General features: G+C 59.3%; 23 protein-coding genes. 9 read left to right on the top strand and 14 right to left on the bottom strand.

What is annotated here, in order from left to right; all coding sequences use genetic code 11:
• Nucleotides 1-293 precede the first annotated feature (293 nt).
• Nucleotides 294-644 carry a hypothetical protein gene (locus tag AC07VR_RS03535; protein WP_495010475.1) on the top strand — a complete coding sequence of 117 codons (351 nt, stop codon included), beginning with the start codon at nucleotides 294-296 and terminating at the stop codon, nucleotides 642-644.
• Here the strand turns inward: AC07VR_RS03535 and AC07VR_RS03530 are convergent.
• Both AC07VR_RS03530 and AC07VR_RS03525 read right to left on the bottom strand, forming a co-directional pair.
• Nucleotides 544-1,392 (bottom strand): amino acid ABC transporter permease, encoded by an 849-nt coding sequence (locus tag AC07VR_RS03530; protein ID WP_495010474.1) that lies wholly within the window; start codon nucleotides 1,390-1,392, stop codon nucleotides 544-546. The genes AC07VR_RS03535 and AC07VR_RS03530 overlap by 101 nt on opposite strands.
• Nucleotides 1,389-2,210 carry an ABC transporter substrate-binding protein gene (locus AC07VR_RS03525; protein ID WP_495010473.1) on the bottom strand — a complete coding sequence of 274 codons (822 nt, stop codon included), beginning with the start codon at nucleotides 2,208-2,210 and terminating at the stop codon, nucleotides 1,389-1,391. Before AC07VR_RS03525 ends, AC07VR_RS03530 begins: the two co-directional genes overlap by 4 nt.
• A 113-nt stretch (nucleotides 2,211-2,323) precedes the next feature.
• On the opposite strand from AC07VR_RS03525, the gene AC07VR_RS03520 reads away from it, so the two are divergent.
• Entirely contained in the window at nucleotides 2,324-3,223 is a 900-nt protein-coding gene (locus tag AC07VR_RS03520) for a homocysteine S-methyltransferase family protein (RefSeq protein WP_494990964.1), read from the top strand.
• Between the two features lie 116 nt (nucleotides 3,224-3,339).
• Here the strand turns inward: AC07VR_RS03520 and AC07VR_RS03515 are convergent, their stop codons facing one another.
• The 3 genes from AC07VR_RS03515 to AC07VR_RS03505 are packed head-to-tail and all read right to left on the bottom strand — an operon-like array spanning nucleotide 3,340 to nucleotide 5,114.
• The gene (locus tag AC07VR_RS03515; RefSeq protein ID WP_494990963.1) at nucleotides 3,340-4,017 is read right to left on the bottom strand and encodes a GNAT family N-acetyltransferase; all 678 of its coding nucleotides are present in this window, start codon (nucleotides 4,015-4,017) and stop codon (nucleotides 3,340-3,342) included.
• Between the two features lie 17 nt (nucleotides 4,018-4,034).
• A complete protein-coding gene (locus AC07VR_RS03510; protein WP_494990962.1) occupies nucleotides 4,035-4,481 on the bottom strand; it encodes a GNAT family N-acetyltransferase in 447 nt (148 codons plus the stop codon).
• 9 nt (nucleotides 4,482-4,490) lie between these two features.
• A complete protein-coding gene (locus AC07VR_RS03505) occupies nucleotides 4,491-5,114 on the bottom strand; it encodes an FMN-binding negative transcriptional regulator (protein ID WP_495010472.1) in 624 nt (207 codons plus the stop codon).
• A 104-nt stretch (nucleotides 5,115-5,218) separates the two neighbouring features.
• Between AC07VR_RS03505 and pdxR the strand changes: the two genes are divergently transcribed.
• Nucleotides 5,219-6,766 (top strand): MocR-like pyridoxine biosynthesis transcription factor PdxR, encoded by a 1,548-nt coding sequence (gene pdxR / locus AC07VR_RS03500; protein WP_495010471.1) that lies wholly within the window; start codon nucleotides 5,219-5,221, stop codon nucleotides 6,764-6,766.
• Between the two features lie 86 nt (nucleotides 6,767-6,852).
• On the opposite strand, the gene AC07VR_RS03495 is transcribed toward pdxR, so the two are convergent.
• The 7 genes from AC07VR_RS03495 to aspA all read right to left on the bottom strand — a co-directional run bounded on the left by AC07VR_RS03495 (nucleotide 6,853) and on the right by aspA (nucleotide 15,989).
• The gene (locus AC07VR_RS03495) at nucleotides 6,853-7,950 is read right to left on the bottom strand and encodes a polyamine ABC transporter substrate-binding protein (RefSeq protein WP_495010470.1); all 1,098 of its coding nucleotides are present in this window, start codon (nucleotides 7,948-7,950) and stop codon (nucleotides 6,853-6,855) included.
• Between the two features lie 12 nt (nucleotides 7,951-7,962).
• Nucleotides 7,963-8,994, bottom strand: coding sequence for a histone deacetylase family protein (locus tag AC07VR_RS03490; RefSeq protein ID WP_494990958.1), 1,032 nt, complete (start codon nucleotides 8,992-8,994; stop codon nucleotides 7,963-7,965).
• A 290-nt stretch (nucleotides 8,995-9,284) separates the two neighbouring features.
• Nucleotides 9,285-10,277 (bottom strand): AraC family transcriptional regulator, encoded by a 993-nt coding sequence (locus tag AC07VR_RS03485; RefSeq protein ID WP_494990957.1) that lies wholly within the window; start codon nucleotides 10,275-10,277, stop codon nucleotides 9,285-9,287.
• Between the two features lie 95 nt (nucleotides 10,278-10,372).
• On the bottom strand, nucleotides 10,373-11,173 hold the full coding sequence (locus AC07VR_RS03480; protein WP_495010469.1) for a hypothetical protein: 801 nt from the start codon (nucleotides 11,171-11,173) through the stop codon (nucleotides 10,373-10,375).
• Between the two features lie 336 nt (nucleotides 11,174-11,509).
• Nucleotides 11,510-12,514: an asparaginase gene (locus tag AC07VR_RS03475; RefSeq protein WP_495010468.1), complete on the bottom strand. Its 1,005-nt coding sequence runs from the start codon at nucleotides 12,512-12,514 to the stop codon at nucleotides 11,510-11,512.
• A gap of 97 nt (nucleotides 12,515-12,611) precedes the next feature.
• Nucleotides 12,612-14,063, bottom strand: a complete 1,452-nt coding sequence (locus AC07VR_RS03470; protein WP_494990955.1) for an alanine/glycine:cation symporter family protein — start codon at nucleotides 14,061-14,063, stop codon at nucleotides 12,612-12,614.
• Between the two features lie 501 nt (nucleotides 14,064-14,564).
• Nucleotides 14,565-15,989: an aspartate ammonia-lyase gene (gene aspA / locus AC07VR_RS03465; RefSeq protein WP_494990954.1), complete on the bottom strand. Its 1,425-nt coding sequence runs from the start codon at nucleotides 15,987-15,989 to the stop codon at nucleotides 14,565-14,567.
• Nucleotides 15,990-16,169: 180 nt separating this feature from the next.
• On the opposite strand from aspA, the gene AC07VR_RS03460 reads away from it, so the two are divergent.
• The 5 genes from AC07VR_RS03460 (at nucleotide 16,170) to AC07VR_RS03440 (ending at nucleotide 20,120) form a co-directional block, all read left to right on the top strand.
• Nucleotides 16,170-17,087: a LysR substrate-binding domain-containing protein gene (locus tag AC07VR_RS03460; protein ID WP_494990953.1), complete on the top strand. Its 918-nt coding sequence runs from the start codon at nucleotides 16,170-16,172 to the stop codon at nucleotides 17,085-17,087.
• A 334-nt stretch (nucleotides 17,088-17,421) separates the two neighbouring features.
• Nucleotides 17,422-17,913, top strand: a complete 492-nt coding sequence (gene purE, locus AC07VR_RS03455; protein WP_494990952.1) for a 5-(carboxyamino)imidazole ribonucleotide mutase — start codon at nucleotides 17,422-17,424, stop codon at nucleotides 17,911-17,913.
• Nucleotides 17,914-17,924: 11 nt separating this feature from the next.
• Entirely contained in the window at nucleotides 17,925-19,007 is a 1,083-nt protein-coding gene (locus AC07VR_RS03450) for a 5-(carboxyamino)imidazole ribonucleotide synthase (protein ID WP_495010467.1), read from the top strand.
• Between the two features lie 108 nt (nucleotides 19,008-19,115).
• Entirely contained in the window at nucleotides 19,116-19,361 is a 246-nt protein-coding gene (locus AC07VR_RS03445) for a GlsB/YeaQ/YmgE family stress response membrane protein (protein ID WP_494990950.1), read from the top strand.
• Between the two features lie 222 nt (nucleotides 19,362-19,583).
• Nucleotides 19,584-20,120 (top strand): DUF3299 domain-containing protein, encoded by a 537-nt coding sequence (locus AC07VR_RS03440; protein WP_494990949.1) that lies wholly within the window; start codon nucleotides 19,584-19,586, stop codon nucleotides 20,118-20,120.
• A gap of 73 nt (nucleotides 20,121-20,193) precedes the next feature.
• Here the strand turns inward: AC07VR_RS03440 and AC07VR_RS03435 are convergent, their stop codons facing one another.
• Together AC07VR_RS03435 and AC07VR_RS03430 are read right to left on the bottom strand one after the other, a co-directional pair.
• On the bottom strand, nucleotides 20,194-21,093 hold the full coding sequence (locus AC07VR_RS03435; RefSeq protein ID WP_495010466.1) for a D-hexose-6-phosphate mutarotase: 900 nt from the start codon (nucleotides 21,091-21,093) through the stop codon (nucleotides 20,194-20,196).
• A 57-nt stretch (nucleotides 21,094-21,150) separates the two neighbouring features.
• The gene (locus tag AC07VR_RS03430; protein WP_150640794.1) at nucleotides 21,151-21,552 is read right to left on the bottom strand and encodes an acyl-CoA thioesterase; all 402 of its coding nucleotides are present in this window, start codon (nucleotides 21,550-21,552) and stop codon (nucleotides 21,151-21,153) included.
• A 372-nt stretch (nucleotides 21,553-21,924) separates the two neighbouring features.
• Between AC07VR_RS03430 and AC07VR_RS03425 the strand changes: the two genes are divergently transcribed.
• Nucleotides 21,925-23,223, top strand: coding sequence for an MFS transporter (locus AC07VR_RS03425; protein WP_495010465.1), 1,299 nt, complete (start codon nucleotides 21,925-21,927; stop codon nucleotides 23,221-23,223).
• Nucleotides 23,224-23,343 lie beyond the last annotated feature (120 nt).

The following is a 23,343-nucleotide window of genomic DNA, read 5'->3' as shown; positions in this document are numbered from 1 at the left end:
AAGGGGCGGGTGGATCAAGATCTAAAGCCAAAGCCAAAGCCAAAGCCAAAGCCAGAGCGAACAGGCGAAAGGGGTCTGTACTCGGCGCTTCTTCCTTCGATTGATGTAGGAACGGTCTGAGATGTAGGGACCGGCTCTTACATCCTGCAGAGGCTTCCCTATAGTTCGTCCGTCATCGCCAAAATGGTGACCGATCTTAGCCGGTCGAAAAACAGAGTGGACGTTAAAGCGCCGCCCTAGTTTTGCTTATCTGCAAACGGTGGTAGCTCCGAAAAATAATTATGGAGTTACATATGCCCAACTACACCCCCCTCCAAAGCAATCTCAGCGTCGAACCGACCCTATTCCTCAACATCAATGCCGACGCCTGTGATCTCTTCGAGACCGCGATCCACCGTATCAAGACCGCACGTAATTTGCTCAACAGCGTCACCTGCCTGAGCGTGAAGGATGCCGAGGGCTACGACCTGGAACACTTCGCCAACGCCGCGCATTTGCTGATTCAGGATGGCTGCGATGCCCTGGATGCACTGGGCTGGAAGCTCAATCGGTCATCTGGCTGCGCTGCTGATACGCCTTCCCGTAATGGCGCTCCATCCGTGCCTGAATCAACTCCAGACCAATCGACATCAACCAGTAAATGATCGCCGCGGTGCTCAGCATTTCGATGTAGCGGTAGCTGGAGCGGCCGTAGGACTGAGCCAGGAACATCACTTCCCAGACGCCCATCACCGAGATCAGTGACGAGTCTTTGAGCATCGAGATGAATTGGTTGGTGGTGGGCGGGATGATGGTGCGCATGGCTTGCGGCAGGGTGACCCGCCAGAAGATCACTGTCTCGCGCATGCCCAGTGCCAGCGAGGCTTCGCGCTGACCGTGGGGTACGCCGAGGATGCCGGCGCGAAAAATTTCGCTCAAGTACGCGCCGTAGTTCAGCGACAAGGCGATGATCCCGGCCGCAATGGCGCCGGGGACAATGCCCAGTTGCGGCAGGCCGAGGTAGATCAGCAGGATCTGAATCAACAGCGGTGTGCCGCGAAAAAACGACGCGTAGAAACTCGCGACGCCGAACGCTACCGCGCTCTTCGACAGCCGCGCCAGGGCAGTGATGAAGCCCAGCAGAGACGAGGCGACGATCGAGCACAGACACAAAAACAGTGTCAGCGCTGCGCCTTGCAAGAAGCCATTGGGCGCCAGATGCAGGCCGATCAGGTTCGGCAGTTTGTCGAGGATGATCGAGAACTTCAGGTCGAAGCTCAGGAAAAAACTCGCGAACAAGCCGAGCATCGCCGCCCAGGTCAGGTACAGGCGCGTGCGAAAGCCAAAGACACGTTTGAGCAACGACTCAGCCACCGGTTGTGGCGGCTGAGGCGGTTGGGGGAAAGAAGTCATTTGCTGATGTCGGCGCCGATCCATTTTTGCGACAGCCTGGTCAGGGTGCCGTCCTGTTTCAGCTGGGCGAAGACTTCACGCACTTTGCTGTCCCACTGCGCGTCGCCTTTTTCGATGGCCACCGAGTTAGGTTCCGAATACAGCGGCTCACCGGCAAGCTTGAAGCGTTTGTCTTCGGTAAGTCGCGGTTGCGCGGTTACCAGGTTGGTAAGGATTGCGTCCAGCCGAACCCCGGCACCCAGGCCCAGGTCCTGGAAGGCGACGTTGTCGGTGTCATACGGGGCGATCTGCACGTCCTCGAACGGGTACTGCAACCGGGTGTCCTCGGCTCCTTCGATCACCAGGTTTTTGTTCAGGTAGCTTTCGTAGCTGGAGGCGCTGGTGAGGCCGACTTTTTTGCCGCTCAGGTCTTTGGCGTTATGGATGCGGTCATCCTTGGCATTGACCACGATCACTGCCGGTGAGGCGTAGTACTCCACCGGGAAATCGAAGACCTCGGCGCGTGCCTTGCTCGGGGTCATGGAGCAGATGCAGATGTCATAGCGACCACTCCAGCGCCCGGCGGCGATCACATCCCAGGACGGGGTCTCGAGGCGCAGTTTGACGCCGAGTTTGTCTGCTACGGCTTTGGCCACGTCAACATCGAAACCATCGAGTTGGTTCTGATCGTTGAGGAACGAGAAGGGTGGATAACTTTCCATCAGCACGCCCACCAGCTCTTTCTTTTGTTCGACGCGATCCAGCGTGGCACCGGCAAATACCTGGGTGGAGGCAGCGAGAATCGTCAGGCCCAAGGCCAGCAGCGGTTGAAGTTTCACGGGTGGTTCCTGACTAAAAAAGAGGTTGTTATTAACTGAATGGTGCGTATTTAATAGTTATAAGAACGACTCTGGTAGTGAGTTATTTTCATAAGCATATGAGTAAAAAGCATATGAGCGCAGGCAGCACGGTAATTCTGGATGGCGGCATGGGTCGTGAACTGCAGCGCCGAGGCGCTCCGTTCAGGCAGCCTGAGTGGTCAGCACTGGCCTTGAGCGAAGCCCCGCAAGCGGTTGAGGCGGTTCACATCGCTTATATCGAAAGCGGTGCGAACGTTATTACCAGCAACAGCTATGCGGTAGTGCCGTTTCATATTGGGGAAGAGCGTTTTGCTGCTGAAGGTCAGGCGCTTGCCGCATTGGCGGGTGAACTGGCGCGTCGTGCGGCCGACGCCGCCAGGCAGCCGGTGCGTGTGGCGGGCTCATTGCCACCGCTGTTCGGTTCTTATCGTCCGGACCTGTTCGATGCGTCGCGGGTGTCCGAGTTACTGACGCCGTTGGTGGCCGGTCTGGCCCCGCATGTGGACCTGTGGCTGGCGGAAACCCAGAGTTCTATCGTCGAAGCCCGGGCGATTCACGCGGGCCTGCCGAAGGATGGCAAGCCGTTCTGGTTGTCATTCACCTTGAAGGATGAAGACACCGACGAAGTACCGCGTTTGCGCTCCGGCGAGCCGGTTAGCGAGGCCGCAGCTGTCGCCGCGCAACTGGGCGTTGAAACCTTGTTGTTCAATTGCAGCCAGCCGGAAGTGATCGGGGCCGCGATCGACGCAGCCCGGGAAACGTTTGAGCGGTTGGGGGTGAAAATCAACATTGGCGCTTACGCCAACGCGTTCCCGCCGCAGCCCAAAGAAGCCACGGCCAACGATGGTCTGGACCCATTGCGTGAAGACCTCGATCCGCCGGGATACCTGCAATGGGCGGCCGATTGGCAGAAACGTGGTGCCAGCCATCTGGGCGGTTGCTGCGGGATAGGGCCGGAGCATATTGCGGTGTTGGCGCAGAAACTGGTGTAAAGATCGTTCCCACGCTCCGCGTGGGAATGCCTCACTGGACGCTCTGCGTCCGCTCCTGAATGTGGCGCGCAGCGTCACGGGCTGCATTCCCACGCAGAGCGTGGGAACGATCATCGTCAGGAATTCTGACGACACTCCACCAACGTCTTGACCTGCCCAGACCCCGCCTGATTTTCCTCGCTTAACCACTTCTCAAACCCTGCCCCAATCGCCGGCCATTCCGAATCCAGGATCGAGTACCACGCCGTGTCACGGTTTTGACCTTTGACCACCATGTGCTGGCGGAACACCCCTTCAAAACTGAAGCCCAGACGCTCAGCCGCGTACTTGGAGCGGGCATTGCCGTTGTTGCACTTCCATTCCAGACGGCGGTACCCCAACGCAAAAGACTCTTTGGCCAGCAGATAAACCGCTTCGGTACTTTTCGGTGAACGCTGCATTGGTGCGCCGAAGGTAACGTGGCCGATTTCGATCCGGCCTTGGGCCGGGACGATCGACATCAGGCTGAGAATGCCCTGAACGTCGCCGCTGGCGCGGTCGATCACGGTGAAAAAATACGGGTCGCTATTGGCCGCGTGGTTGTTTAGCCAGTCATCGAATGCATCGCGCTCGGCGAAGGGGCCATAAGGCAGATAGTCCCAGAGTTTCGGATCGGAATTCGGGCCTTGTAGCGCTTGCCACAGGCCATCGCCGTGACGTGCCGGGTCGAGTTTCTCCAGGCGGATGAAGCGCCCTTCGATGAGTTTCACCGAGGGCGCAGGGACGCCTTTCCAGTGAGCGAGTGGGTTCGACATGCTGCTCTCCTTAAACCTTAAAGGCCTTTGCGAAACTGGATGAAGCCAGGGCGCTCGGCGATGCGCTCGTAGAGCCGAATAGCAGTGGCATTGGTCTCGTGGGTCAGCCAATGGACCTTGGCGCAACCGTCAGCGCGTGCGGTGTCATAGACGAATTCAATCAGCTGCCGACCAACGCCGGTGCCGCGTGTTTCCGGGACGACCAGCAGGTCCTGCAGGTAGCAGGCGTTTTCGATGCTCCAGTTGGAGCGGTGGTAAATGAAGTGCACCAGACCCACCGCCTTGCCATCGAGCCACGCAAGGGCGGCGTGGGTTGGTTCGTTCGGATCGAGTAAGCGTTGCCAGGTGCTCTGATAAACAGTGCCGGGCAACTCAGTGTCGTAGAAGCGCAGGTAGGCTTGCCACAACGGTTGCCAGGCGGCGTGGTCGTTGGCGGTGACGGGGCGGATCTCGATCTGACTCATGGTTATTCCTTAACGCATCAAGTGGGCGAGGGCCTGGTCGTGCAGGTCGGGACTGGCGGCCAGCCCTTCACGCACACCGGCGATGTCTGTGGTACTGCGGTTCTGGCTGAGCTTGCGTTTGCCTTCCAGACGCTGGATCGGCAAAGCGAAACCGACGATGGCCTTGAGCATGCCGTCGATGTAGTGGGCCGGCGCATCGTCGACCTTCCACGGTTTGGCGCGACCGGCTTCGTGGCGATCGGTCAGGGCGCTGACCAGGTTGCGCAAGCGGTGCGCGTCGCTGAACACTTCGGCCTTGCCATAGGCATGCACGGCGACGTAGTTCCAGGTCGGCACGACTTTGCCGTGGTCGGCTTTGCTCGGGTAAAACGAGGGGCTGACATAAGCATCGGCCCCGGCGAAGATCACCAGTGCTTCAGCGCCAGCCTCCAGTTCCTGCCATTGCCGATTGGCTCTGGCCAAATGCCCGTAGAGGGTGCCATTGGGCCCTTGCTCAGGGCTCAGCAACAGCGGCAAATGGCTGGCTTGCAAGCCTTGTGCGCCGTGGGTGATCAGCATCGCGAGCCGGGTGCTGAGGATTTGTTGGTGCAGTTGCAACACGTCTTGTTCGGCAAATGCGCTGGGTGTGTACATGGAAATATTCCTTGGCGAATGCCTGCATCCTAGGCAGGCTATTGGTCTGTTGTAAGAGCCATTAATGACCAATTTCATAGGTCCATTTTTTGAGGTCCCAGCCCATGTCCCTTGCGCCGCTGTCCTTGTCGTTCAACCCGGCGGGTATCGAACTGGATCGTCGTCAGGGCTTGAGTCGACAGCTCTATCAGGCTTTGCGCTTGCGGGTACTGGACGGACGCCTGGCCAGCGGCACGCGTTTGCCTGCTACCCGGGACCTGGCCGCAGCCTTGTCGATTTCCCGCAATAGCGTAGTTCGCGCCTACGATCAGCTGTACGCCGAAGGCTTTATCGAAGGGCGCGTGGGTGACGGCACCTATGTGGCTCTGTTACCGGAGACAGCCCTCCCGGTGAAAAAACTATCCACAAAAGTATCCACAGGGTTTTCAACAGGCTTACCCACAGGGTTATCCACAAAATCGTCTGTTTTACCTGGGATTACATCCAGTAAAGTTATCCACAGCAGTGCCCTTGAGCGTGTCGAGCAGCACCATTTGACCAGGCCGCCGGGTGGTCCTCCGCGCGCTTTTCGGGTGGGTGTTCCGGCTTTTGATCTGTTCCCGTTCGAGGTCTGGGCCAAGCTGAATGCGGCTTTTTGGCGAAAACCGGATTTGCAGCAGTTGTGTTATGGCGCGCCAGAAGGCGACGCACGCTTGCGCGGGCTGGTCGCTGCATATTTGCGCAGCTCCCGTGGCATGCAGTGCAGCGCTGAACAAATTGTGATCACCAGTGGCGCGCAGCAGGGAATTAGCCTTTGTGCACAGTTGCTGGTGGAGCCCGGCGATGGGGTGGCTGTGGAAAACCCGGGCTATCGCGCGGCCGGCCATGCCTTTGCCGTGGCAGGGGCGCAGTTGCGTGGTGTGGCGGTGGACAGCGAGGGCATGGACTGCACGCAATTGGCGACCTTGAGCGATTGCCGGCTGGCCTATGTCACCCCCTCTCATCAGTATCCGACCGGGGTGGTCATGAGTCTGGCGCGGCGTCTGGAGTTGCTGGCATGGGCCGAGCGCACCCAAGGCTGGATCGTCGAGGACGACTATGACGGCGAATACCGTTACAGCGGCGCACCACTGGCGCCCTTGGCCGCGCTGGATCGCCAGGGCCGTGTGTTGTATGTCGGGACTTTCGGCAAAGTCGCGTTTCCGGCGTTGCGCCTGGGCTATCTGGTGTTGCCGATGGGGCTGGTGGAGGCCTTCGCCCAACGTCGGGCAGTGGATGTGCGGCACTCGGAGGTCAGCACCCAAGCGGTGATGGCTGAGTTCATGGCGGCCGGGCATTTTCAGCGGCATATCCGCCGGATGCGCCGCGCAGCGTTGAGTCGACGCAATGCATTGTTGGCCGGTTGGCCTGTGGATATCCCGGGTGTTGGCAGTTTGCCCAGTGTGGCGGCGGGTTTGCATCTGACCGTACGGGTGGACAGTCCGGCCCGCGAACGTGAGCTGATCGAACAAGCCGCGAGTGTCGATGTGGAGATCAGTGGCTTGAGCCGTTACTGGTTACCGGATTCGAGTATGCCAGTAGAGGAGCGGGCAGGGTTGGTGCTCGGGTTTGCGGCGGTGCCGGAAGTGGCCATTGAGGCGGCACTGACGCGGTTAAGGGGCGTCTGGAGTTGATGAGATCTGATCGGGATTGAAAGACCCGCGCAGTGGCGGGTCTTCGGTTTCGCTCTACGGACATCAATGCCCGGCAATCATTCGGTTCAGGTCCCGGACTTGATCTTGGTCCAGACTCGGGTACGTGCGCGCTCCGCATCACGCGGCAAGGGTTGCAGGGTATAGAGCGTGCTCATCGCCGCTTCGGTCGGGTACAGGTTGGGGTTGGTGCGGATCGCCGGGTCGACTAGATCGGTGGCGTCCTTGTTCGGGTTCGGGTAGCCGACGAAGTCGCTGATTGGCGCGATCACTTTCGGTTGCAGCAGGTAGTTGATGAAGGTGTAAGCGTCTTCCGGATCTTTGGCGCCTTTAGGGATCGACAGCATGTCGAACCAGATCGGCGCGCCTTCTTTGGGCAGGCGCATATCGACGACGACACCGTTCTTGGCTTCCTTGGCGCGGTTGGCGGCCTGGGAGAAGCTGCCGGAATAACCGACCGCGACGCAGATGTCGCCGTTGGCGATATCGGCCATGTACTTGGAGGAGTGGAAGTAGGTGATGTACGGACGAATCTTCAGCAGCAGCGCTTCAGCTTTGGCGTAGTCCGCAGGCTTGGTGCTGTTGGGCGGCAGGCCGAGGTGTTGCAGGGCCAGCGGCAGGATCTCCGACGGCGAGTCGAGCAGAGCGACGCCGCACTGCTTGAGTTTGCTGATGTTCTCCTCCTTGAAGATCAGGTCCCAGCTGTCCACCGGCGCGTTGTCGCCCAGCGCGGCCTTGATCTTGTCCGGGTTGAAACCGATCAGGATGGTGCCGTACATGTAGGGCACGGCGTATTTGTTGCCGGGGTCGTTGGCTTCGATCAGCTTCATCAGCTTGGGATCGAGGTGGTTCCAGTTCGGCAGCTTGCTGCGGTCCAGTGGCTGGAACACCCCGGCTTCGATCTGCTTGGCCAGGAACACGTTGGACGGCACCACCACGTCATAACCGGAGTTGCCGGTGAGCAGCTTGGCTTCCAGCGCTTCGTTGGTGTCGAAGATGTCGTAGATCAGTTTGACCTTGGTCTCGGCCTTGAAGTCTTCGAGGGTTTTGGGGGTGATGTAATCGAACCAGTTGTAGACCCGCAAGGTGCGGTCTTCAGCATGTACGGCGCCGCTGAGCACTGTGGCGCAGAGCGCTGGAGCGATAAAACGCTTGAGTCTGTTCATTGTTCTAATTCCTCATTGGGCGCTTTGGAAACCTTCGAGAACGTTCACGGCGTTGATGCCGATTTCTTCTACCGCGTAACCGCCTTCCATCACGAACAGCGTCGGCTTGCCGAGACGCGCGATACGTTCGCCCATGCGCAGGTAGTCCGGGCTGTCGAGCTTGAACTGGGAGATCGGGTCGTCCTTGAAGGTGTCGACGCCCAGAGAAACCACCACGACATCGGCGCCGTAGCTTTCGATCTCTTTGCAGGCCAGTTCCAGTGCAGCGCTCCAGCTGTCCCAGCCGCTGCCGGCGGCCAGCGGGTAGTTGAAGTTGAAACCTTCGCCAGCACCCTCTCCGTGCTCGTCTTCGTAACCGAGGAAGAACGGAAACTCGGCTTGCGGGTGGCCATGGATCGAAGCAAACAGCACGTCGCTGCGCTCATAGAAAATCGATTGGGTGCCGTTGCCGTGGTGGTAGTCGACGTCGAGGATGGCAACCTTTTTATGGCCTTGATCGAGGAACGCCTGAGCGGCGATGGCCGCGTTGTTCAGGTAGCAGTAACCGCCCATCAAGTCGCTGGCAGCGTGGTGGCCCGGTGGTCGGCACAGGGCAAAAGCACTGCGAGCGCCGCGTTGGATCTCCGCTTGGGCTGTGAGCGCGACTTGCGCTGCGCTGTACGCGGCTTGCCAGGTGCCGGCGGTGATCGGCGCGCCGCCGTCGAAGCTGTAATAGCCGAGTTGGCCATGCAGACTTTTCGGGATCACCCTGCGCAAGGTGCGGGCCGGCCAGGTGTAGGGCAGCAAGTCACCCTCGCGACCGAACTCGGTCCAGCGCTGCCAGGCGCCTTTGAAGAAGTCCAGATATTCGCTGGAGTGAATCCGCTGGATCGGCCCCAAACCGAAATCCTGCGGTGCTTGCACCGGGCCCAGGCTGCGGTACTGGACCCGCTGCAGAACGTGATCGGCGCGCGAGGGCATTTCGAAGCAGGGCATCAGTTGCCCGTCCATCAATTCACAACGGCCGTGGTGCAGGTGGTGATCATCCGAGTAGATCGTCAGCATTTCTTATTCTCCGCAGGCTGATTCGGTTGCTCACAGTCTTGCGGCGCACGGAGTTTGAGAGAACGGCAGGAGCGGCCAAAAGGGGATCGATATGGCCAAATTGTTTGTCCGAAATTCGCCCCTCAATGGCGCGGGAGACATGATCGTTCCCACGCTCTGCGTGGGAATGCCTCATTGGGGGCTCTGCGTCTGCTTCGGCTGCGACGCGGAGCGTCACGGGCTGCATTCCCACGCGGGAGCGTGGGAACGATCGTCGCCCGTAGGAGCTGCCGCAGGCTCCGATCTTCGGTTCAGGGCCGGAACTGACTCGGCGCAACGCCGCTCCAGCGGACGAAGGCATGGCGGAAACTGGCGGTTTCGCTGAAACCCAGGTTTTCGGCGATCTGGTAAATCGGCAACTGATCTTCGCGGAGCATTTGCTTGGCCCGCTCAAAGCGAAGCTCGTCGAGCAGCTCCTGATAGCTGCACCCCAGATCCTTGAGATGCCTGCGCAGAGTGCGCGCCGAACAGTTCATTTGCTCGGCCAAGCCCTCAAGCCCCGGTGCAGCGTTGAGTTGCGTGGCGAGCAGTTGGCGGATTCGCCCCAGCCAGGCCTGACGTCCGGTGAATTCGGTGTTCTGTTTGCGGCAGCGCTCGGCCATGGCCTGGTGGGTGATGGTGTCGGCCAGTGGCAACGGTTGGTCGAGCCACCGCTTGTCGAAGGCAAAGCCATTGGCCGTGGCATCGAACTGCAAGGAGCAGTCGAAGCGCTCGGTGTAGCGGGTTTGGTAGTCCGGTGCGGGATATTCGAAGCGGGCACCGAGCAATGGCAGCGGGTGGCCGAGCAGGTCGTCGCAGATGACCTTCATCGAGACCAGGCAGAACTCGGTGTTGAACTCCGCCAGCGCCGGGTTTTCCCGATAGTCGCCGGCCGTGAGCCAGATGCGCTCGCCATCGTCCTCGAGGCTCAACTCGAAAAGTGTTCCCAATAGCGCCGGATAATGCAGCGCCAGACGCAAAGCGTCACCGAAGGTGGCACTGGTGAGCAGGGCATAACCCAGCATGCCGTAGGAAGAGACATGCATGCGCCGGCCCAGCTCCAGGCCGATCTCGCGCTTGAGCGCGACGGCATTGGCGCAAACCTGCATTTCTTGATTAGTGGTGATTCGCGTGTCGGCACGGCTCAGATCTGTCGCACTGATGCCGCTGCCGGCCAACAGCGCTTCGCTGGACAGGCCTTCAGCCTTGAAGGTGCTGAGCACCAGTGAGACCGCGTTGAGGGTCGTGAGATGGGAGTGCAGCATGCTCGGTTCCGGCTGGGGATGCTGGAACCGAGCAAGTTGTGTGCCGATCTGTGCGATGGGTCTGGCAACTGATCCGCGAGCGCACGTGGCAATTTTTAGATGAAGCTGAAATCGTGGCCACCGATCCCATAAGTCTGGAGATCAGGATCATAAGGTGCGAAATCTACCGCGGCTCTACATGTGCCTGTCGCATCAGCAGGCCAACCCACATAGGCATCCACCGGAATACGGAAACTGTAAGCAGAGCCTGGCGTTGCCAGGGCTCGCTGTATCAGGCTGTAGAGGCCGATGATTTCGCCATCCACTTTTCTTGATACGGTCCACGTGCACGACACAATGCTGGGAGCCTTTAAATTTTCGATAGCCGCGAGATCCACATCAAGCCCGCTTGGATAATCGGATACCTTGATGTATGAGTTAATCAAACCCTCTACGACAGGAGGGGTCGAGACAATGGGGAGTGTCACACTAACGATAAGCGTTGGTGAATCTACGGGCTCTTCATCGGCCAGCTCTACGACATAGGTGATTGCTACTTCTTTTCCCTCAAAGCGAATAAGTTCTACTTGCGGAACTTCAATACTCAGTGTTTCAGGTTTTACAATCGATACGGGTTTTGACGTGAAATCGACGGACCCATCGAGCGCCTTGAGTTTAATGTAGGCGTGGGCTGTATCAGGCAACCCATCAGTTTGTATATGCACATAAATACGGATGTGAGAGGACGCAAGTTCTACAGGGACGATTATTCCGTGCGATTCATGGGCAACAAACGGGTAGGGCCCATGATAAATAGTGGGTGGTATAAGCTGCCGAGGGGAAACGGATGCATTCGATGAGCGTTGGAAACCTTTAAATACTGATTCACCTGCCGCCGATTTTTCATAAGCGTTCATATAAAAACCCCAGATCAATATCGTTATAGATGTGCACAGTTGGGCATACGACCCGTGGGATATATCGATAAAAATATTTTTATCGGATAGATGAATACAAACGGGTCTGTCGGAACTAACGTTAAGCTTATGGGGGGGCGTTGGCTACTGTCATAAATGACAGGTTGACCAGCAAAATTTAACCACTCGTCGGATTTTTCAGTGGTTTAGGACGTATTTTAGATTCTGAACAAAGTGCATGCCGATGCTCTAGAGCGCTTTGCACCCTGCGGCAGTTCCACGTCATTAATCCGTAGAAGCTGCCGTAGGTTGCTGCGATAGCTATCGGAGTGGGATTTAAGCCAGCTCCCCACAAAGATCCAACTCAACCAAACGCCGAACCTCGGCCGTCTCAAGCCCTGCACCCAACAGCGCATGCAATTTGCCAAACGCCGCCTCACGAGTCATGCCGCCACCCGACAACACGCCAGCATCGCGCAACCGGCTGCCAGCTTCGTAGACGTCCAGCTTAACCCCGCCTTCATGGCACTGAGTGATCGCCACCACTACGATGCCCTTGTCCTGCGCTCGTCGCAGGCTGGCGAGGAACTCTGGGTTGTCGCTTGGCCCGGTGCCGCTGCCGAAGCACTCGAGCAGCAGCCCTTGAATGCCGCTATTGAGCAGGCCATCAAGTTGTTCAGCACCAATGCCGGGGAACAACGGCAGCACGCCAACCCTGGCCAGTTGCTTGCTCTGATCGTATTGCAGCTGAGCGGGAACTGACGGCGCCTTGGCCACGCCACCGTTACGTTGCAGCGCAGCAAACGGATGACGACCAAAGCTGCGAACTTTCGCGCAACGGGTCGGCGCCAGCAGTTCGCCGTGGAAGTACAAATGCACTCCCGGCGCCAGGCCTTGGCCCAGTGCAACCAACGCTCCGCCGAGGTTTTCCCAGGCATCGCTGTCGGTCACGCCGGCCGGCAGCATGGAGCCGGTGAACACGACCCGCGCATGCAGGCCGAGCAACTGGAAGCTCATGGCTGCGGCGCTGTAAGCGAGGGTGTCAGTGCCGTGCAGGATCAGCACGCTGTCGCAGCCCTGTACGTCGACTGCATCGATGACCGCTTCACGCAGACGCAGCCAATAGGCAGGTGTCATGTTGGCACTGTCGATCAGCGGGGCCATTTCGCGGAAGCGCCAGTTCGGCACTACCAGATCTGGCTGGCTGTGGAGGTAGTCGCGCATCCGTGCTTCAAAACCGGAAGCTGGGGCCAGGCCGTGAGCGCTGGCTTGCATGCCGATGGTGCCACCGGTGTAGAGCACCATGACGTGCTGTGCTGCGGGGTAAGTTGCGGGGTTCATGTGGGAATCTCCTGGACGAGTACACCGTACGGTCGAGCATGACGCTGACCGTGCGGTGTGTCACGTCGGACGCAATGGATTGCGCCCGGTTTGGCGATCAGCGTTGCGCTGCGCTCGCGACTGCAGGTGTTGCCTGGGCTTGAGTGGCCGGTGCTGGCGGATTGGCTGGCCAGGCTTTCAGGTCCAGATCCAGGTCCGCAAACTTGCTGGAGTCGAACACTGGTGTCTTGATGCCTGCGGCGCGTTGGTCGTCGTAGTCACGCAGGATGCGCATGCCGACCTTGAACAGCAGGAACAACGCGATCAGGTTAACGAAGGCCAGCAACGTCATGGTGATGTCGGCGAAGGCGAACACGGTGCCGAGGTTCTCGATCGCACCCCAGAAGATCAACACCAATACCAATGCGCGATAGCCGATCAGCACCTTGCGGTTGTCGCCGATCAAGAAGCGCAGGTTGCTCTCGCCCAGGTAGTAGTTGTAGAGGATCGAGGTGAACACGAACAACGCCAGCGCGACGCTGATGAACATCCGGCCCCAGTCACCGACTACCGCCGCCAGAGAGTTCTGGGTCAGGGCAATGCCGTCACCTTCGAAGCCTGGGGTGTAGAAGCCTGACAGCAGAATCAGCAACGCGGTGCAGGTGCAGATCACGAAGGTATCCAGGAACACGCTGAACGCTTGTACCACGCCTTGTGCGACCGGGTGCTCGACCTGCGCGACAGCGGCAACGTTAGGCGCACTGCCCAGACCGGCTTCGTTAGCGAAAACGCCGCGCTTCACGCCCATGATGATCGCGCTACCGATCAGGCCACCGAAGGCTTGATCCAGACCGAAGGCGCTTTTGACGATGGTCATCAGCATGGCCGGCACGTGGTCGAATTGCAGCACGATCACATAGAGGGTCACGCCGATGTACACCAGGGTCTTCACCGGAACCAGCAGGTCAGCGACCTTGGCGATACGCTTGATGCCACCGATGAACACCAGACCCAGCAGCACTGCCAGGCCCAGCCCGGTGTAGGTGGTGTTCAGGCCGAAGGCGTTATTGAGCGAGTGGGTCACGGCATGGGATTGCAGGCCGTTGAAGGCGAAACCGAAGGTCACCAGCAGCAGGAAGGCCATGATCATGCCCAACCAGCGTTTCTGCAGGCCATGCTGGATGTAATAGGACGGGCCGCCACGGTACTGGCCTTCGGAGTCGCAGCGCTTGTAGAGCTGGCCGAGGGAGCATTCGAAGAAGCTGCTGGACATGCCGACCAGCGCGGTCACCCACATCCAGAACACCGCACCCGGGCCACCCAGGGTCACGGCGATGCCGACACCGGCAATGTTGCCCGCGCCGACTCGGCCGGCGAGGCTGAGCATCAGGGCCTGGAAGGAGCTGAGTTGACCGGCGCTGCTGCGCAGGCTGTCACGGAACACCGCGAACATGTGGAAGAAGTGACGCAACTGGACGAAACGCGAGCGGATCGTGAAGTAGCTACCGAGCCCGACAATGAGCACGATCAGTACTTTCCCTGAGAGGAAGTCGTTGATGACTTCGAGCATGGAGTTTTCCTCGCTGTTTTTTTGTGTAGGCAAATGCTGGTCGGTCCGACACATCGCATTACACCCGATTGCGCACGGCACAATAGGTGAGGCGAAGGTTGGTCCTGTTCCATTTCGCAGGTTGTTATTAGTTCGGGTTTCGCATGGGGTTGGGCCTCGTTACTGACGACCGCTCACGCGAAGAGGGGCGGCACTATACCTATCAGTGCGGCGTCCGTCTGCACAGTTGTGGTGCAAGCGCCGAAACGAAGCCTTGAAACACCCGACTTTATGGCGTCGGGCTCTTGTGGGAGCGAGCTTGCTCGCGATGCCGGCACCGCGGTTTTTCAGGAAAGCCGCGTCATCGTTCATCGCGAGCAAGCTCGTTCCCACAGGTTCTGCGTTGTTGCAAACAAGTTAAAAAAAAAGGGCCTGGAGAGTAATCTCCAAGCCCTCAAAAGGTGAGAGGTGTCTAGTCCCTCATCCTGGTGAGCGGTGCTATGCCTTGAGAGCCGGCGTTGGTCAGGCTTTCAGAGGCACCAAACGCGGAGCAATCATGTTTTCCGGGCGCAGGATGTCGTCGAGCATGGCTTCGTCGAGCAAGCCTTCTTCGCGCACCAGTTCCAGCACGCCGCGGCCGCTTTCCAGCGCGATGCGAGCGATGCGGGTGGCGTTCTCATAGCCGATGTACGGGTTCAGAGCGGTGACCAGACCGATCGAGTGTTCGACCAGTTCGCGGCAGCGGGCTTCGTTGGCAGTGATGCCGACGATGCAATGCTCGCGCAGCATGTCCATGGCGCGTTGCAGCAGGCGGATCGAGTCGAAGATCTTGAAGGCGATCAGCGGCTCCATCACGTTGAGCTGCAGCTGGCCGCCTTCGGCCGCGATGGTCAGCGCCAGGTCGTTACCGATGATCTGGAACGCCACCTGGTTGACCGCTTCAGGAATAACCGGGTTGACCTTGCCAGGCATGATCGAGCTGCCTGGCTGACGCGCTGGCAGGTTGATTTCGTTGATGCCGGTACGTGGGCCGCTGGACAGCAGGCGCAGGTCGTTGCAGATCTTCGACAGCTTGACCGCGGTGCGCTTGAGCATGCCAGAGAACAGCACGAAGGCGCCCATGTCGGAGGTGGCTTCGATCAGGTCGGCAGCCGGTACCAGCGGTTGACCGCTGATCAGGGCCAGGCGCTGAACAGCCAGGTGCTGGTAACGCGGGTCGGCGTTGATGCCGGTGCCGATCGCGGTGCCGCCCAGGTTCACTTCAGTCAGCAGCTCAGGCGCCAGTGTTTTCAGGCGCGCCAGGTCTTCGCTCAGGGTAGTGGCGAAGGCGCGGAATTCCTGGCCCAGGGTCATCGGCACGGCGTCTTGCAGTTGGGTACGACCCATCTTCAGGACGTGGCTGAATTCTTCACCTTTGGCGGCGAACGACTGGATCAGACTGTCGAGGCTGGCCAGCAGCGCGTCGTGACCCAACAGCAGACCCAGGCGGATGGCCGTCGGGTAGGCGTCGTTGGTCGACTGCGCCATGTTCACGTCGTTGTTCGGGTGCAGGTACTGGTATTCGCCCTTCTGGTGACCCATGGCCTCCAGCGCGATGTTGGCGATGACTTCGTTGGCATTCATGTTGGTCGAAGTGCCAGCGCCGCCTTGAATCATGTCCACCACGAACTCTTCGTGGAAATCGCCGCGGATCAGACGGGCACAGGCTTCGCTGATGGCAGCGTGCTTGGCTTCGCTGAGGTGACCCAGCTCACGGTTGGCGTCGGCAGCGGCCTGTTTGACCATGGCCAGGCCCACAACCAGCTTCGGGTAATGCGAAATCGGAACGCCGGAGAGACGGAAGTTGTTCACCGCTCGCAGGGTCTGGATGCCGTAATACGCTTGAGCCGGTACGTCGAGTACGCCAAGCAGGTCTTTTTCGGTGCGGAAAGATGCAGCGGAGGACATGATAGAAATCATCTCGATATGGACCCGGTCTGTGCCGGAACGCTGCCAATGCTAGGCTTGGGGGCAATTTACGGCCAATGCTGTTAAGCACTAGCCTATGCATAAACGGCATAATGTCGATGTGACGCCGCTTGGGCGTCGAACGTGCGACCTAAAATGGTGCGTGTCCGGGAGGGCGTGATGAATCTGGAAAGCAAATGGCTTGAGGACTTTAGTGCTCTGGCCGCCACCCGCAGTTTCTCCCAGGCTGCCGAGCGACGTTTCGTCACCCAGCCAGCGTTCAGTCGGCGGATCCGCAGTCTTGAGGCGGCACTGGGTCTGACGCTGGTCAACCGCTCGCGCACGCCAATCGAACTGACGGCGGCGGGACAGTTGTTTCTGGTGACCGCGCGTACCGTGGTCGAGCAGCTCGGCGAAGTGTTGCGCCATTTACATCATCTGGAAGGCGGGCAGGGCGAAGTGATACAGGTCGCCGCTGCGCATTCCCTGGCGCTGGGCTTCTTCCCGCGCTGGATCGCGCAACTGCGCAACGAAGGCTTGAACATCGCCACGCGGCTGGTTGCGACCAACGTCGGCGACGCCGTGCATGCCCTGCGCGAAGGTGGTTGTGACCTGATGCTGGCGTTCTATGATCCCGATGCGGCCATGCAAATGGATCCGGAAATCTTTCCCTCGCTGCACCTGGGTCACACTGAAATGCTCCCGGTCTGCGCCGCCGATGCCGACGGCAAACCGCTGTTTGACCTGGAAGGCGAAGCCAGCGTGCCGTTGCTGGCTTACAGCGCCGGTGCCTTCCTCGGTCGTTCGGTGAACATGCTCCTGCGTCAGCGCGCCCTGCGTTTCACCACCATCTATGAAACTGCCATGGCCGACAGCCTCAAAAGCATGGCGCTGGAAGGCCTGGGCATCGCTTGGGTACCGCAGCTCAGCGCGCGCGCCGAACTGGCGCGAGGTGAGCTGGTGGTCTGCGGTGGCCCGCAATGGCATGTGCCGCTGGAGATCCGCCTGTATCGTTGCGCCCTGGTGCGCAAGGCCAACGTCCGTTTGTTGTGGCGCAAGCTGGAAGGTGGTGCGGCGCAAGGCACAACAGGATCCTGAAGCCAACGAAGATCCAATGTGGGAGCGGGCTTGCTCGCGAAGACGGCGGCACATCCAGCATTAATGTGACTGACAGTCCGCTTTCGCGAGCAAGCCCGCTCCCACACTGGATTTGTGGTGTATTGCCCTGACCTTCGAGTCAATAAAATCACCACTTTGCGCCATATGACAGATGGTCGAACCGGGGTCTGTTTATCTGTCTCTTTACGGTATACTGCGCGGCCTTCGGCCGGTTTAACCGGCCTTGATTCGTATAACAAGCCACGCCGGTTTTCCCGCGTGGCTTGTTGTTTTTTGACGCGCCTGCGGGCGCCCAGAGAGAAGAGGCACGACGATGAGTGCACTGGTTGGCGTGATCATGGGCTCCAAGTCCGATTGGTCCACCCTTAGCCACACCGCCGATATGCTGGAAAAGCTCGGCATCCCTTACGAGGTGAAAGTGGTCTCTGCCCACCGTACCCCGGACCTGCTGTTCCAGTACGCCGAAGAGGCCGAAGCGCGTGGCATCGAGGTGATCATCGCCGGCGCCGGTGGCGCTGCCCACTTGCCGGGTATGTGTGCGGCCAAGACGCACCTGCCGGTACTGGGCGTGCCGGTGCAGTCGTCGATGCTCTCGGGCGTCGACTCGCTGCTGTCCATCGTGCAGATGCCGGCGGGCATTCCGGTCGCCACGCTGGCCATCGGCAAGGCCGGGGCGATCAATGCCGCGCTGTTGTCCGCGAGCATCCTTGGTGCCAAGCACCCGCAATTTCACACTGTGCTGAAGAAATTCCGCGCTGAGCAGACAGACAGCGTTCTGGAAAATCCAGACCCACGCGTCGCCTGAGGTTTTTGACGATGAAGATCGGTGTAATCGGTGGCGGCCAGTTGGGTCGCATGCTGGCTCTGGCGGGTACACCGCTGGGGATGAACTTCGCTTTCCTTGATCCGGCACCGGATGCTTGCGCAGCGGCGCTGGGCGAACACCTGCGGGCCGATTACGGCGATCAGGATCACTTGCGCCAGTTGGCCGATGAAGTGGATCTGGTGACTTTCGAATTCGAGAGCGTCCCGGCTGAAACCGTGGCCTTCCTGTCGCAGTTCGTGCCGGTCTACCCGAGCGCCGAAGCCCTGCGCATCGCCCGGGATCGCTGGTTCGAAAAGAGCATGTTCAAGGACCTCGAGATTCCGACTCCGGCGTTCGCCGACATCCAGTCGCAAGCCGATCTGGACGCAGCCGTGGCCAGCATTGGTCTGCCGGCAGTCCTGAAGACCCGTACTCTAGGTTATGACGGCAAGGGTCAGAAGGTTCTGCGCAGCGCCGCCGACGTGGCGGGCACTTTCGCCGAGTTGGGCAGTGTTGCCTGCCTGCTGGAAGGTTTCGTAGCGTTCACTGGCGAAGTCTCGCTGATCGCTGTGCGTGCCCGCGATGGCGAAACGAAGTTTTACCCGTTGGTACACAACACCCACGACAACGGCATTCTGCGTCTGTCCGTGGTCAGCACCAACCATCCGCTGCAGGCCCTGGCCGAAGACTACTCGAGCCGCGTGCTCAAGCAGCTGGATTACGTTGGCGTGATGGCGTTCGAGTTCTTTGAAGTCGACGGCGGCCTCAAGGCCAACGAAATCGCCCCGCGGGTCCACAACTCCGGGCACTGGACCACCGAAGGCGCCGAGTGCAGCCAGTTCGAAAACCACCTGCGGGCGGTGGCCGGTCTGCCGCTGGGGTCGACCGCCAAGGTCGGCGAAAGCGCAATGCTCAACTTTATCGGTGAAGTACCGGCCGTGGAGAAGGTCATCGCCATTGCCGATTGCCATTTGCACCATTATGGCAAGGCGTTCAAGGTCGGCCGAAAGGTCGGTCACGCCAGCCTGCGCTGCGCTGACAAGGCCACCCTTGAGCGGCAGATTCTCAAGGTCGAAGCGCTGATCGCCGAGTAAGAAATCCCTTGGGTTGGTGGGAACCTTCGGTCACCGCCGTTCTCTGATGGCAGGATGCCAAAGCGCTGACTAGGCTTCGGCATAACCATTTCATACAGAGGAAATGCCATGCATATTATTGGAACCATCTTTGTCGGCTTGATCGTTGGTCTGCTGGCACGCTTCCTGAAACCGGGCGATGACAGCATGGGCTGGATCATGACCATCCTGCTCGGTATCGGCGGTTCGCTGGCGGCGACCTATGGTGGCCAGGCATTAGGCATCTATCATGCGGGTCAGGGGGCGGGCTTCATCGGCGCACTGATTGGCGCAATCGTCCTTCTGGTGATCTACGGCCTGGTCAAAAAGAGCTGATTAAAGCGACAAAACCCTCTCTGCGCGGAACGCGGAGAGTGGTGCCCGTCTCGAAATGACTGTTCACCTTTGACCGCGTCCAGCTCTTCGCCATAGCAGGCTATGACTCGTCGCCGCGCCTTGCCTGAAAACGCTATTCACTTGTCAAAAGTTGAACGCAGTTACGAAATAGGGCACTAGAATGCTCGGCGTTCCACTGTTCTTCCTTTTCCGAGCAAACCCATGCGCCGTCTTCTGTTGACTCTTCTTCTGCTGGGCAGTGGCCTGGCCCATGCCGGCGAACTGCCGGAAACCGACTGGCTCGAACTGATGCCAAAGTCGGACCAGAAAGCCCTCGAACAAATGCCGGAAATTGACCATAACTCGCCCGAAGCCAATGGGACATTCACCGACAAGGGTGGCTTGAAACAGAGTAAAGGCCTGCCTGCGGTGATGTATTCGACCAAAACCGTGGCGGCGATGAACGACAAGGACATCCGTATCGGTGGTTACCCGGTGCCGCTGGAAACGGATGCCAAAGGTCGCAGCACGCTGTTCTTCCTGGTGCCATACCCAGGCGCCTGCATCCACGTACCGCCGCCGCCTCCCAATCAACTGGTGCTGGTGCGTTATCCGAAGGGTTTGAAGCTCGATGATATCTATACGCCGCTGTGGGTAACCGGCACGCTGAAAGTCGAGAAGGTCAACAATGACCTGGCTGATGCGGCGTATGCGCTGGATGCGGCGAAGGTTAGGGTGGTGAAAGAGTCGGATCTATAACAGCGCCAGACATTTGGGCACCGATTTAATGTGGGAAGGGTCGGGCGACGCTTCCCACATTGGTTTCGTGGTGTTAAAGGGGCTTGCTGGCAACACTCACACCCAGCGTATGACTCGCCCCCGGCGCCAGGGTTATCACATCATCCATCACATTCGCCGTTTCGATGCACAGCATGCGCTGCCAGCCATCGTCGGCCATGTCGCTGAATTGTTTGGCGCGTTCGATCCACGGATTCCAGATCACCGCCGAGCGCGAGCCGCGGCTGGTCAGTTGAATGCGCCGCTCCCAACTCGGGTCAACAATGTTCAGCTGTTCAGGCGTATCCAGGTAGATGCGGTCAGTTTCACCGGCAAAGAGCAAATCACCGGCCTGAATACAGGTTTTCCAGTCGTCCAGGGTTTCGATATAGCTCACCCCGTCCAGTCCTTCGACGTGCACGTTGCGCACATCGCTGACTGCAAAGTAGCTGTGCAGCGCCTGGCTGATACTCACGCTTTCAGTACCCTGGTTGTGGCTGGTGAGGCTGATGTGCAGTTGCTCATCCAGACGAATGCTCAGCTTCAAATCAACCTTGTGCGGCCAGCCAGGCAAGCCGCCTTCGGGCTGAGGCAGAACGAATTCAACCTTCAGGTTTTCACCTTCAGCTTCAATCCCGTCCAACTCCCAGTCCATCGCCCTTACCAAACCGTGGGCGGTGGCGGGTTCAGTGCTCTGGCGCATGTCCTGAACGCTTTGCGGGTTGCGCGCCAGATTACCGAACCACGGCCAGCACACCGGAACGCCGGCACGAATGCTCTTGCCGGTTTTGAACGCGGCCTCATCGTTGAGCCAGATCAGCGGTGGTTGCCCCGCCAACTGATAGCTGAGGATGTGCGCACCTTGTTGGGCCACCAGCAATTCGGCCTGACCGTGGCGGATGCGCCAGCAGTTCAGTTCATCCAGTTTCACAGCTTCAACGTTGGGCGTAGGCATGCTGCAGATCTCACTTGGAAACAATGACTGCAATGGACCCGCAACGGGTCCATGAGTTTAACGCCGTGGAGGCACCGAACGGGTCCGGCCGCTGCCATCGATGGCGACGAAGACAAACACCGCTTCGGTCACTTTACGCCATTCGCTGGACAGTGGATCGTCGCTCCAGACCTCGACCATCATCTGGATCGAGCTGCGGCCGATTTCCAGCGCCTGGGTATAGAAGGACAGTTGCGCTCCGACCGCAACCGGCACCAGAAACGCCATGCGATCAATCGCTACCGTTGCCACGCGTCCGCCCGCGACTTTACTGGCCATCGCCGTGCCGGCCAGGTCCATTTGCGCGACCAGCCAACCACCGAAAATATCGCCAAAACCGTTGGTTTCGCGAGGAAGCGCGGTGATTTGCAGGGCCAGATCGCCTTGCGGAATAGGATCTTCTTGTTCGAGCTCTATCATGCCGGGGGTGCCTCTGACCCGTGACTCTACAGTGTGCTGCGGGTGAATAGCCGTCTCGGGAAAAACGATTCAGCCCGAACATACTACGTTCGTCACGTTTTTCGTAAGGCGTACTAAAGGGAAACTCTGCGAAACCGGCTGGTTGGTGCCCAACGGCGCTTTCGCACAGCAACCCTCTGCGTGCGGGTGTTTACCCGTAGATTGCGAGTATATCGATCGGTAGACCTCGCGACGACCGTCCGGTTCTCATTTTGACCGTCAATTGCGCTCATCTATGTGCTTTTTCGAACAATTTGCTATCGTGCCAAACCTGCCAGGCCCCAACCAGCGCTGTTGCGGCTTCCAGACCCGACTATAAGAGAAGCCCTTGCCATGACCAGTGTGCCCTCGAGCATTGCGCAGCCAGCACAAGCCGCACGTCCGTTGACCCGCAATGACTACAAGACTTTGTCGCTCTCTGCCTTGGGTGGGGCACTGGAGTTTTACGACTTCATTATCTTCGTGTTCTTCGCCACGGTGGTCGGCAAGCTGTTCTTCCCGGCGGACATGCCGGAGTGGCTACGCCTGATGCAGACCTTCGGGATTTTCGCGGCTGGTTATCTGGCCCGGCCGTTAGGCGGTATCGTCATGGCACACTTCGGTGACCTGCTGGGGCGCAAGAAGATGTTCACCCTGAGCATTTTCATGATGGCCGTGCCGACGCTGATCATGGGCATGTTGCCGACTTACGCGCAGATCGGTATGTGGGCGCCGATTCTCTTGCTGCTGATGCGAGTTATCCAGGGCGCGGCCATCGGCGGTGAAGTGCCAGGCGCCTGGGTGTTTGTGTCCGAGCACGTACCGCAGCGGCACATCGGTTACGCCTGCGGGACGCTGACTTGTGGCCTGACCGCCGGGATCCTGCTCGGCTCATTGGTCGCCACGGCGATCAACAGCATTTACAGCCCGACCGAAGTCTCCGATTACGCCTGGCGTATCCCGTTCCTGCTGGGTGGGGTGTTCGGGCTGTTTTCGGTGTACCTGCGTCGCTGGCTACACGAAACCCCGGTGTTCGCCGAACTGCAACTGCGCAAAGCCCTGGCCGAAGAAGTGCCGTTGCGCGCCGTGCTGCGCGATCATCGCGGGGCGATTGTGATTTCGATGCTGCTGACCTGGTTGCTCTCTGCGGGGGTCATTGTGGTCATTCTGATGACTCCGACCGTACTGCAGACGGTCTACCACTTCTCGGCGACCACCGCGTTGCAGGCCAACAGCCTGGCAATCGTGTTTCTGAGCCTGGGTTGTGTCGCTTCCGGCGCACTGGCTGACCGTTTCGGCGCGGGCAGGGTGTTCGTGTTTGGAAGCGCGGCGCTGTTGCTGACGTCGTGGACCTTCTATCACAGCCTGTTCAACCACCCTGACTGGCTGTTCCCGCTGTACTCGCTGACCGGTTTGTTCGTCGGCACCATCGGCGCGGTGCCATTCGTGATGGTCAACGCGTTTCCGGCCGTAGTGCGCTTCAGCGGTTTGTCATTCTCCTACAACCTGGCCTACGCCATTTTCGGCGGTCTGACCCCGATGATCGTCACCCTGCTACTCAAGGAAAGCCCGATGGGTCCTGCCTATTATGTTGCAGTAATTTGCAGCATGGGCCTGTTGGTGGGCCTGTATCTGTGGCGTAAAGCTCGCTAAACCCCGCATCACCTCTGCGTTTGCTTTACCTTCTCCCTCAAGGTCCAGCCTTCTGATCGAATGCCGGACCTTCATCTAATTGTCATATTCCAGTCATAGAGTGTTCACACGGCCTACAGA

It is taken from the genome of Pseudomonas sp. GW821-FHT02H09, assembly GCF_059421425.1.
The sequence above is the reverse complement of the archived record's forward strand: the minus strand, read 5'-3'. Positions and strand labels throughout refer to the sequence as shown.

Excerpts from the sequence above, each read along its gene's own strand:
- AC07VR_RS03530 (WP_495010474.1), bottom strand. The coding sequence starts at position 1,392 with ATGACTTCTTTCCCCCAACCGCCTCAGCCGCCACAACCGGTGGCTGAG.
- pdxR (WP_495010471.1), top strand. The coding sequence starts at position 5,219 with ATGTCCCTTGCGCCGCTGTCCTTGTCGTTCAACCCGGCGGGTATCGAA.
- purE (WP_494990952.1), top strand. The coding sequence starts at position 17,422 with ATGAGTGCACTGGTTGGCGTGATCATGGGCTCCAAGTCCGATTGGTCC.
- AC07VR_RS03445 (WP_494990950.1), top strand. The coding sequence starts at position 19,116 with ATGCATATTATTGGAACCATCTTTGTCGGCTTGATCGTTGGTCTGCTG.
- AC07VR_RS03475 (WP_495010468.1), bottom strand. The coding sequence starts at position 12,514 with ATGAACCCCGCAACTTACCCCGCAGCACAGCACGTCATGGTGCTCTAC.
- AC07VR_RS03425 (WP_495010465.1), top strand. The coding sequence starts at position 21,925 with ATGACCAGTGTGCCCTCGAGCATTGCGCAGCCAGCACAAGCCGCACGT.
- AC07VR_RS03515 (WP_494990963.1), bottom strand. The coding sequence starts at position 4,017 with ATGTCGAACCCACTCGCTCACTGGAAAGGCGTCCCTGCGCCCTCGGTG.
- AC07VR_RS03440 (WP_494990949.1), top strand. The coding sequence starts at position 19,584 with ATGCGCCGTCTTCTGTTGACTCTTCTTCTGCTGGGCAGTGGCCTGGCC.
- AC07VR_RS03480 (WP_495010469.1), bottom strand. The coding sequence starts at position 11,173 with ATGAACGCTTATGAAAAATCGGCGGCAGGTGAATCAGTATTTAAAGGT.
- AC07VR_RS03435 (WP_495010466.1), bottom strand. The coding sequence starts at position 21,093 with ATGCCTACGCCCAACGTTGAAGCTGTGAAACTGGATGAACTGAACTGC.
- AC07VR_RS03430 (WP_150640794.1), bottom strand. The coding sequence starts at position 21,552 with ATGATAGAGCTCGAACAAGAAGATCCTATTCCGCAAGGCGATCTGGCC.
- AC07VR_RS03470 (WP_494990955.1), bottom strand. The coding sequence starts at position 14,063 with ATGCTCGAAGTCATCAACGACTTCCTCTCAGGGAAAGTACTGATCGTG.
- AC07VR_RS03505 (WP_495010472.1), bottom strand. The coding sequence starts at position 5,114 with ATGTACACACCCAGCGCATTTGCCGAACAAGACGTGTTGCAACTGCAC.
- AC07VR_RS03495 (WP_495010470.1), bottom strand. The coding sequence starts at position 7,950 with ATGAACAGACTCAAGCGTTTTATCGCTCCAGCGCTCTGCGCCACAGTG.
- AC07VR_RS03490 (WP_494990958.1), bottom strand. The coding sequence starts at position 8,994 with ATGCTGACGATCTACTCGGATGATCACCACCTGCACCACGGCCGTTGT.
- AC07VR_RS03510 (WP_494990962.1), bottom strand. The coding sequence starts at position 4,481 with ATGAGTCAGATCGAGATCCGCCCCGTCACCGCCAACGACCACGCCGCC.
- AC07VR_RS03460 (WP_494990953.1), top strand. The coding sequence starts at position 16,170 with ATGAATCTGGAAAGCAAATGGCTTGAGGACTTTAGTGCTCTGGCCGCC.
- aspA (WP_494990954.1), bottom strand. The coding sequence starts at position 15,989 with ATGTCCTCCGCTGCATCTTTCCGCACCGAAAAAGACCTGCTTGGCGTA.
- AC07VR_RS03535 (WP_495010475.1), top strand. The coding sequence starts at position 294 with ATGCCCAACTACACCCCCCTCCAAAGCAATCTCAGCGTCGAACCGACC.
- AC07VR_RS03485 (WP_494990957.1), bottom strand. The coding sequence starts at position 10,277 with ATGCTGCACTCCCATCTCACGACCCTCAACGCGGTCTCACTGGTGCTC.
- AC07VR_RS03520 (WP_494990964.1), top strand. The coding sequence starts at position 2,324 with ATGAGCGCAGGCAGCACGGTAATTCTGGATGGCGGCATGGGTCGTGAA.
- AC07VR_RS03450 (WP_495010467.1), top strand. The coding sequence starts at position 17,925 with ATGAAGATCGGTGTAATCGGTGGCGGCCAGTTGGGTCGCATGCTGGCT.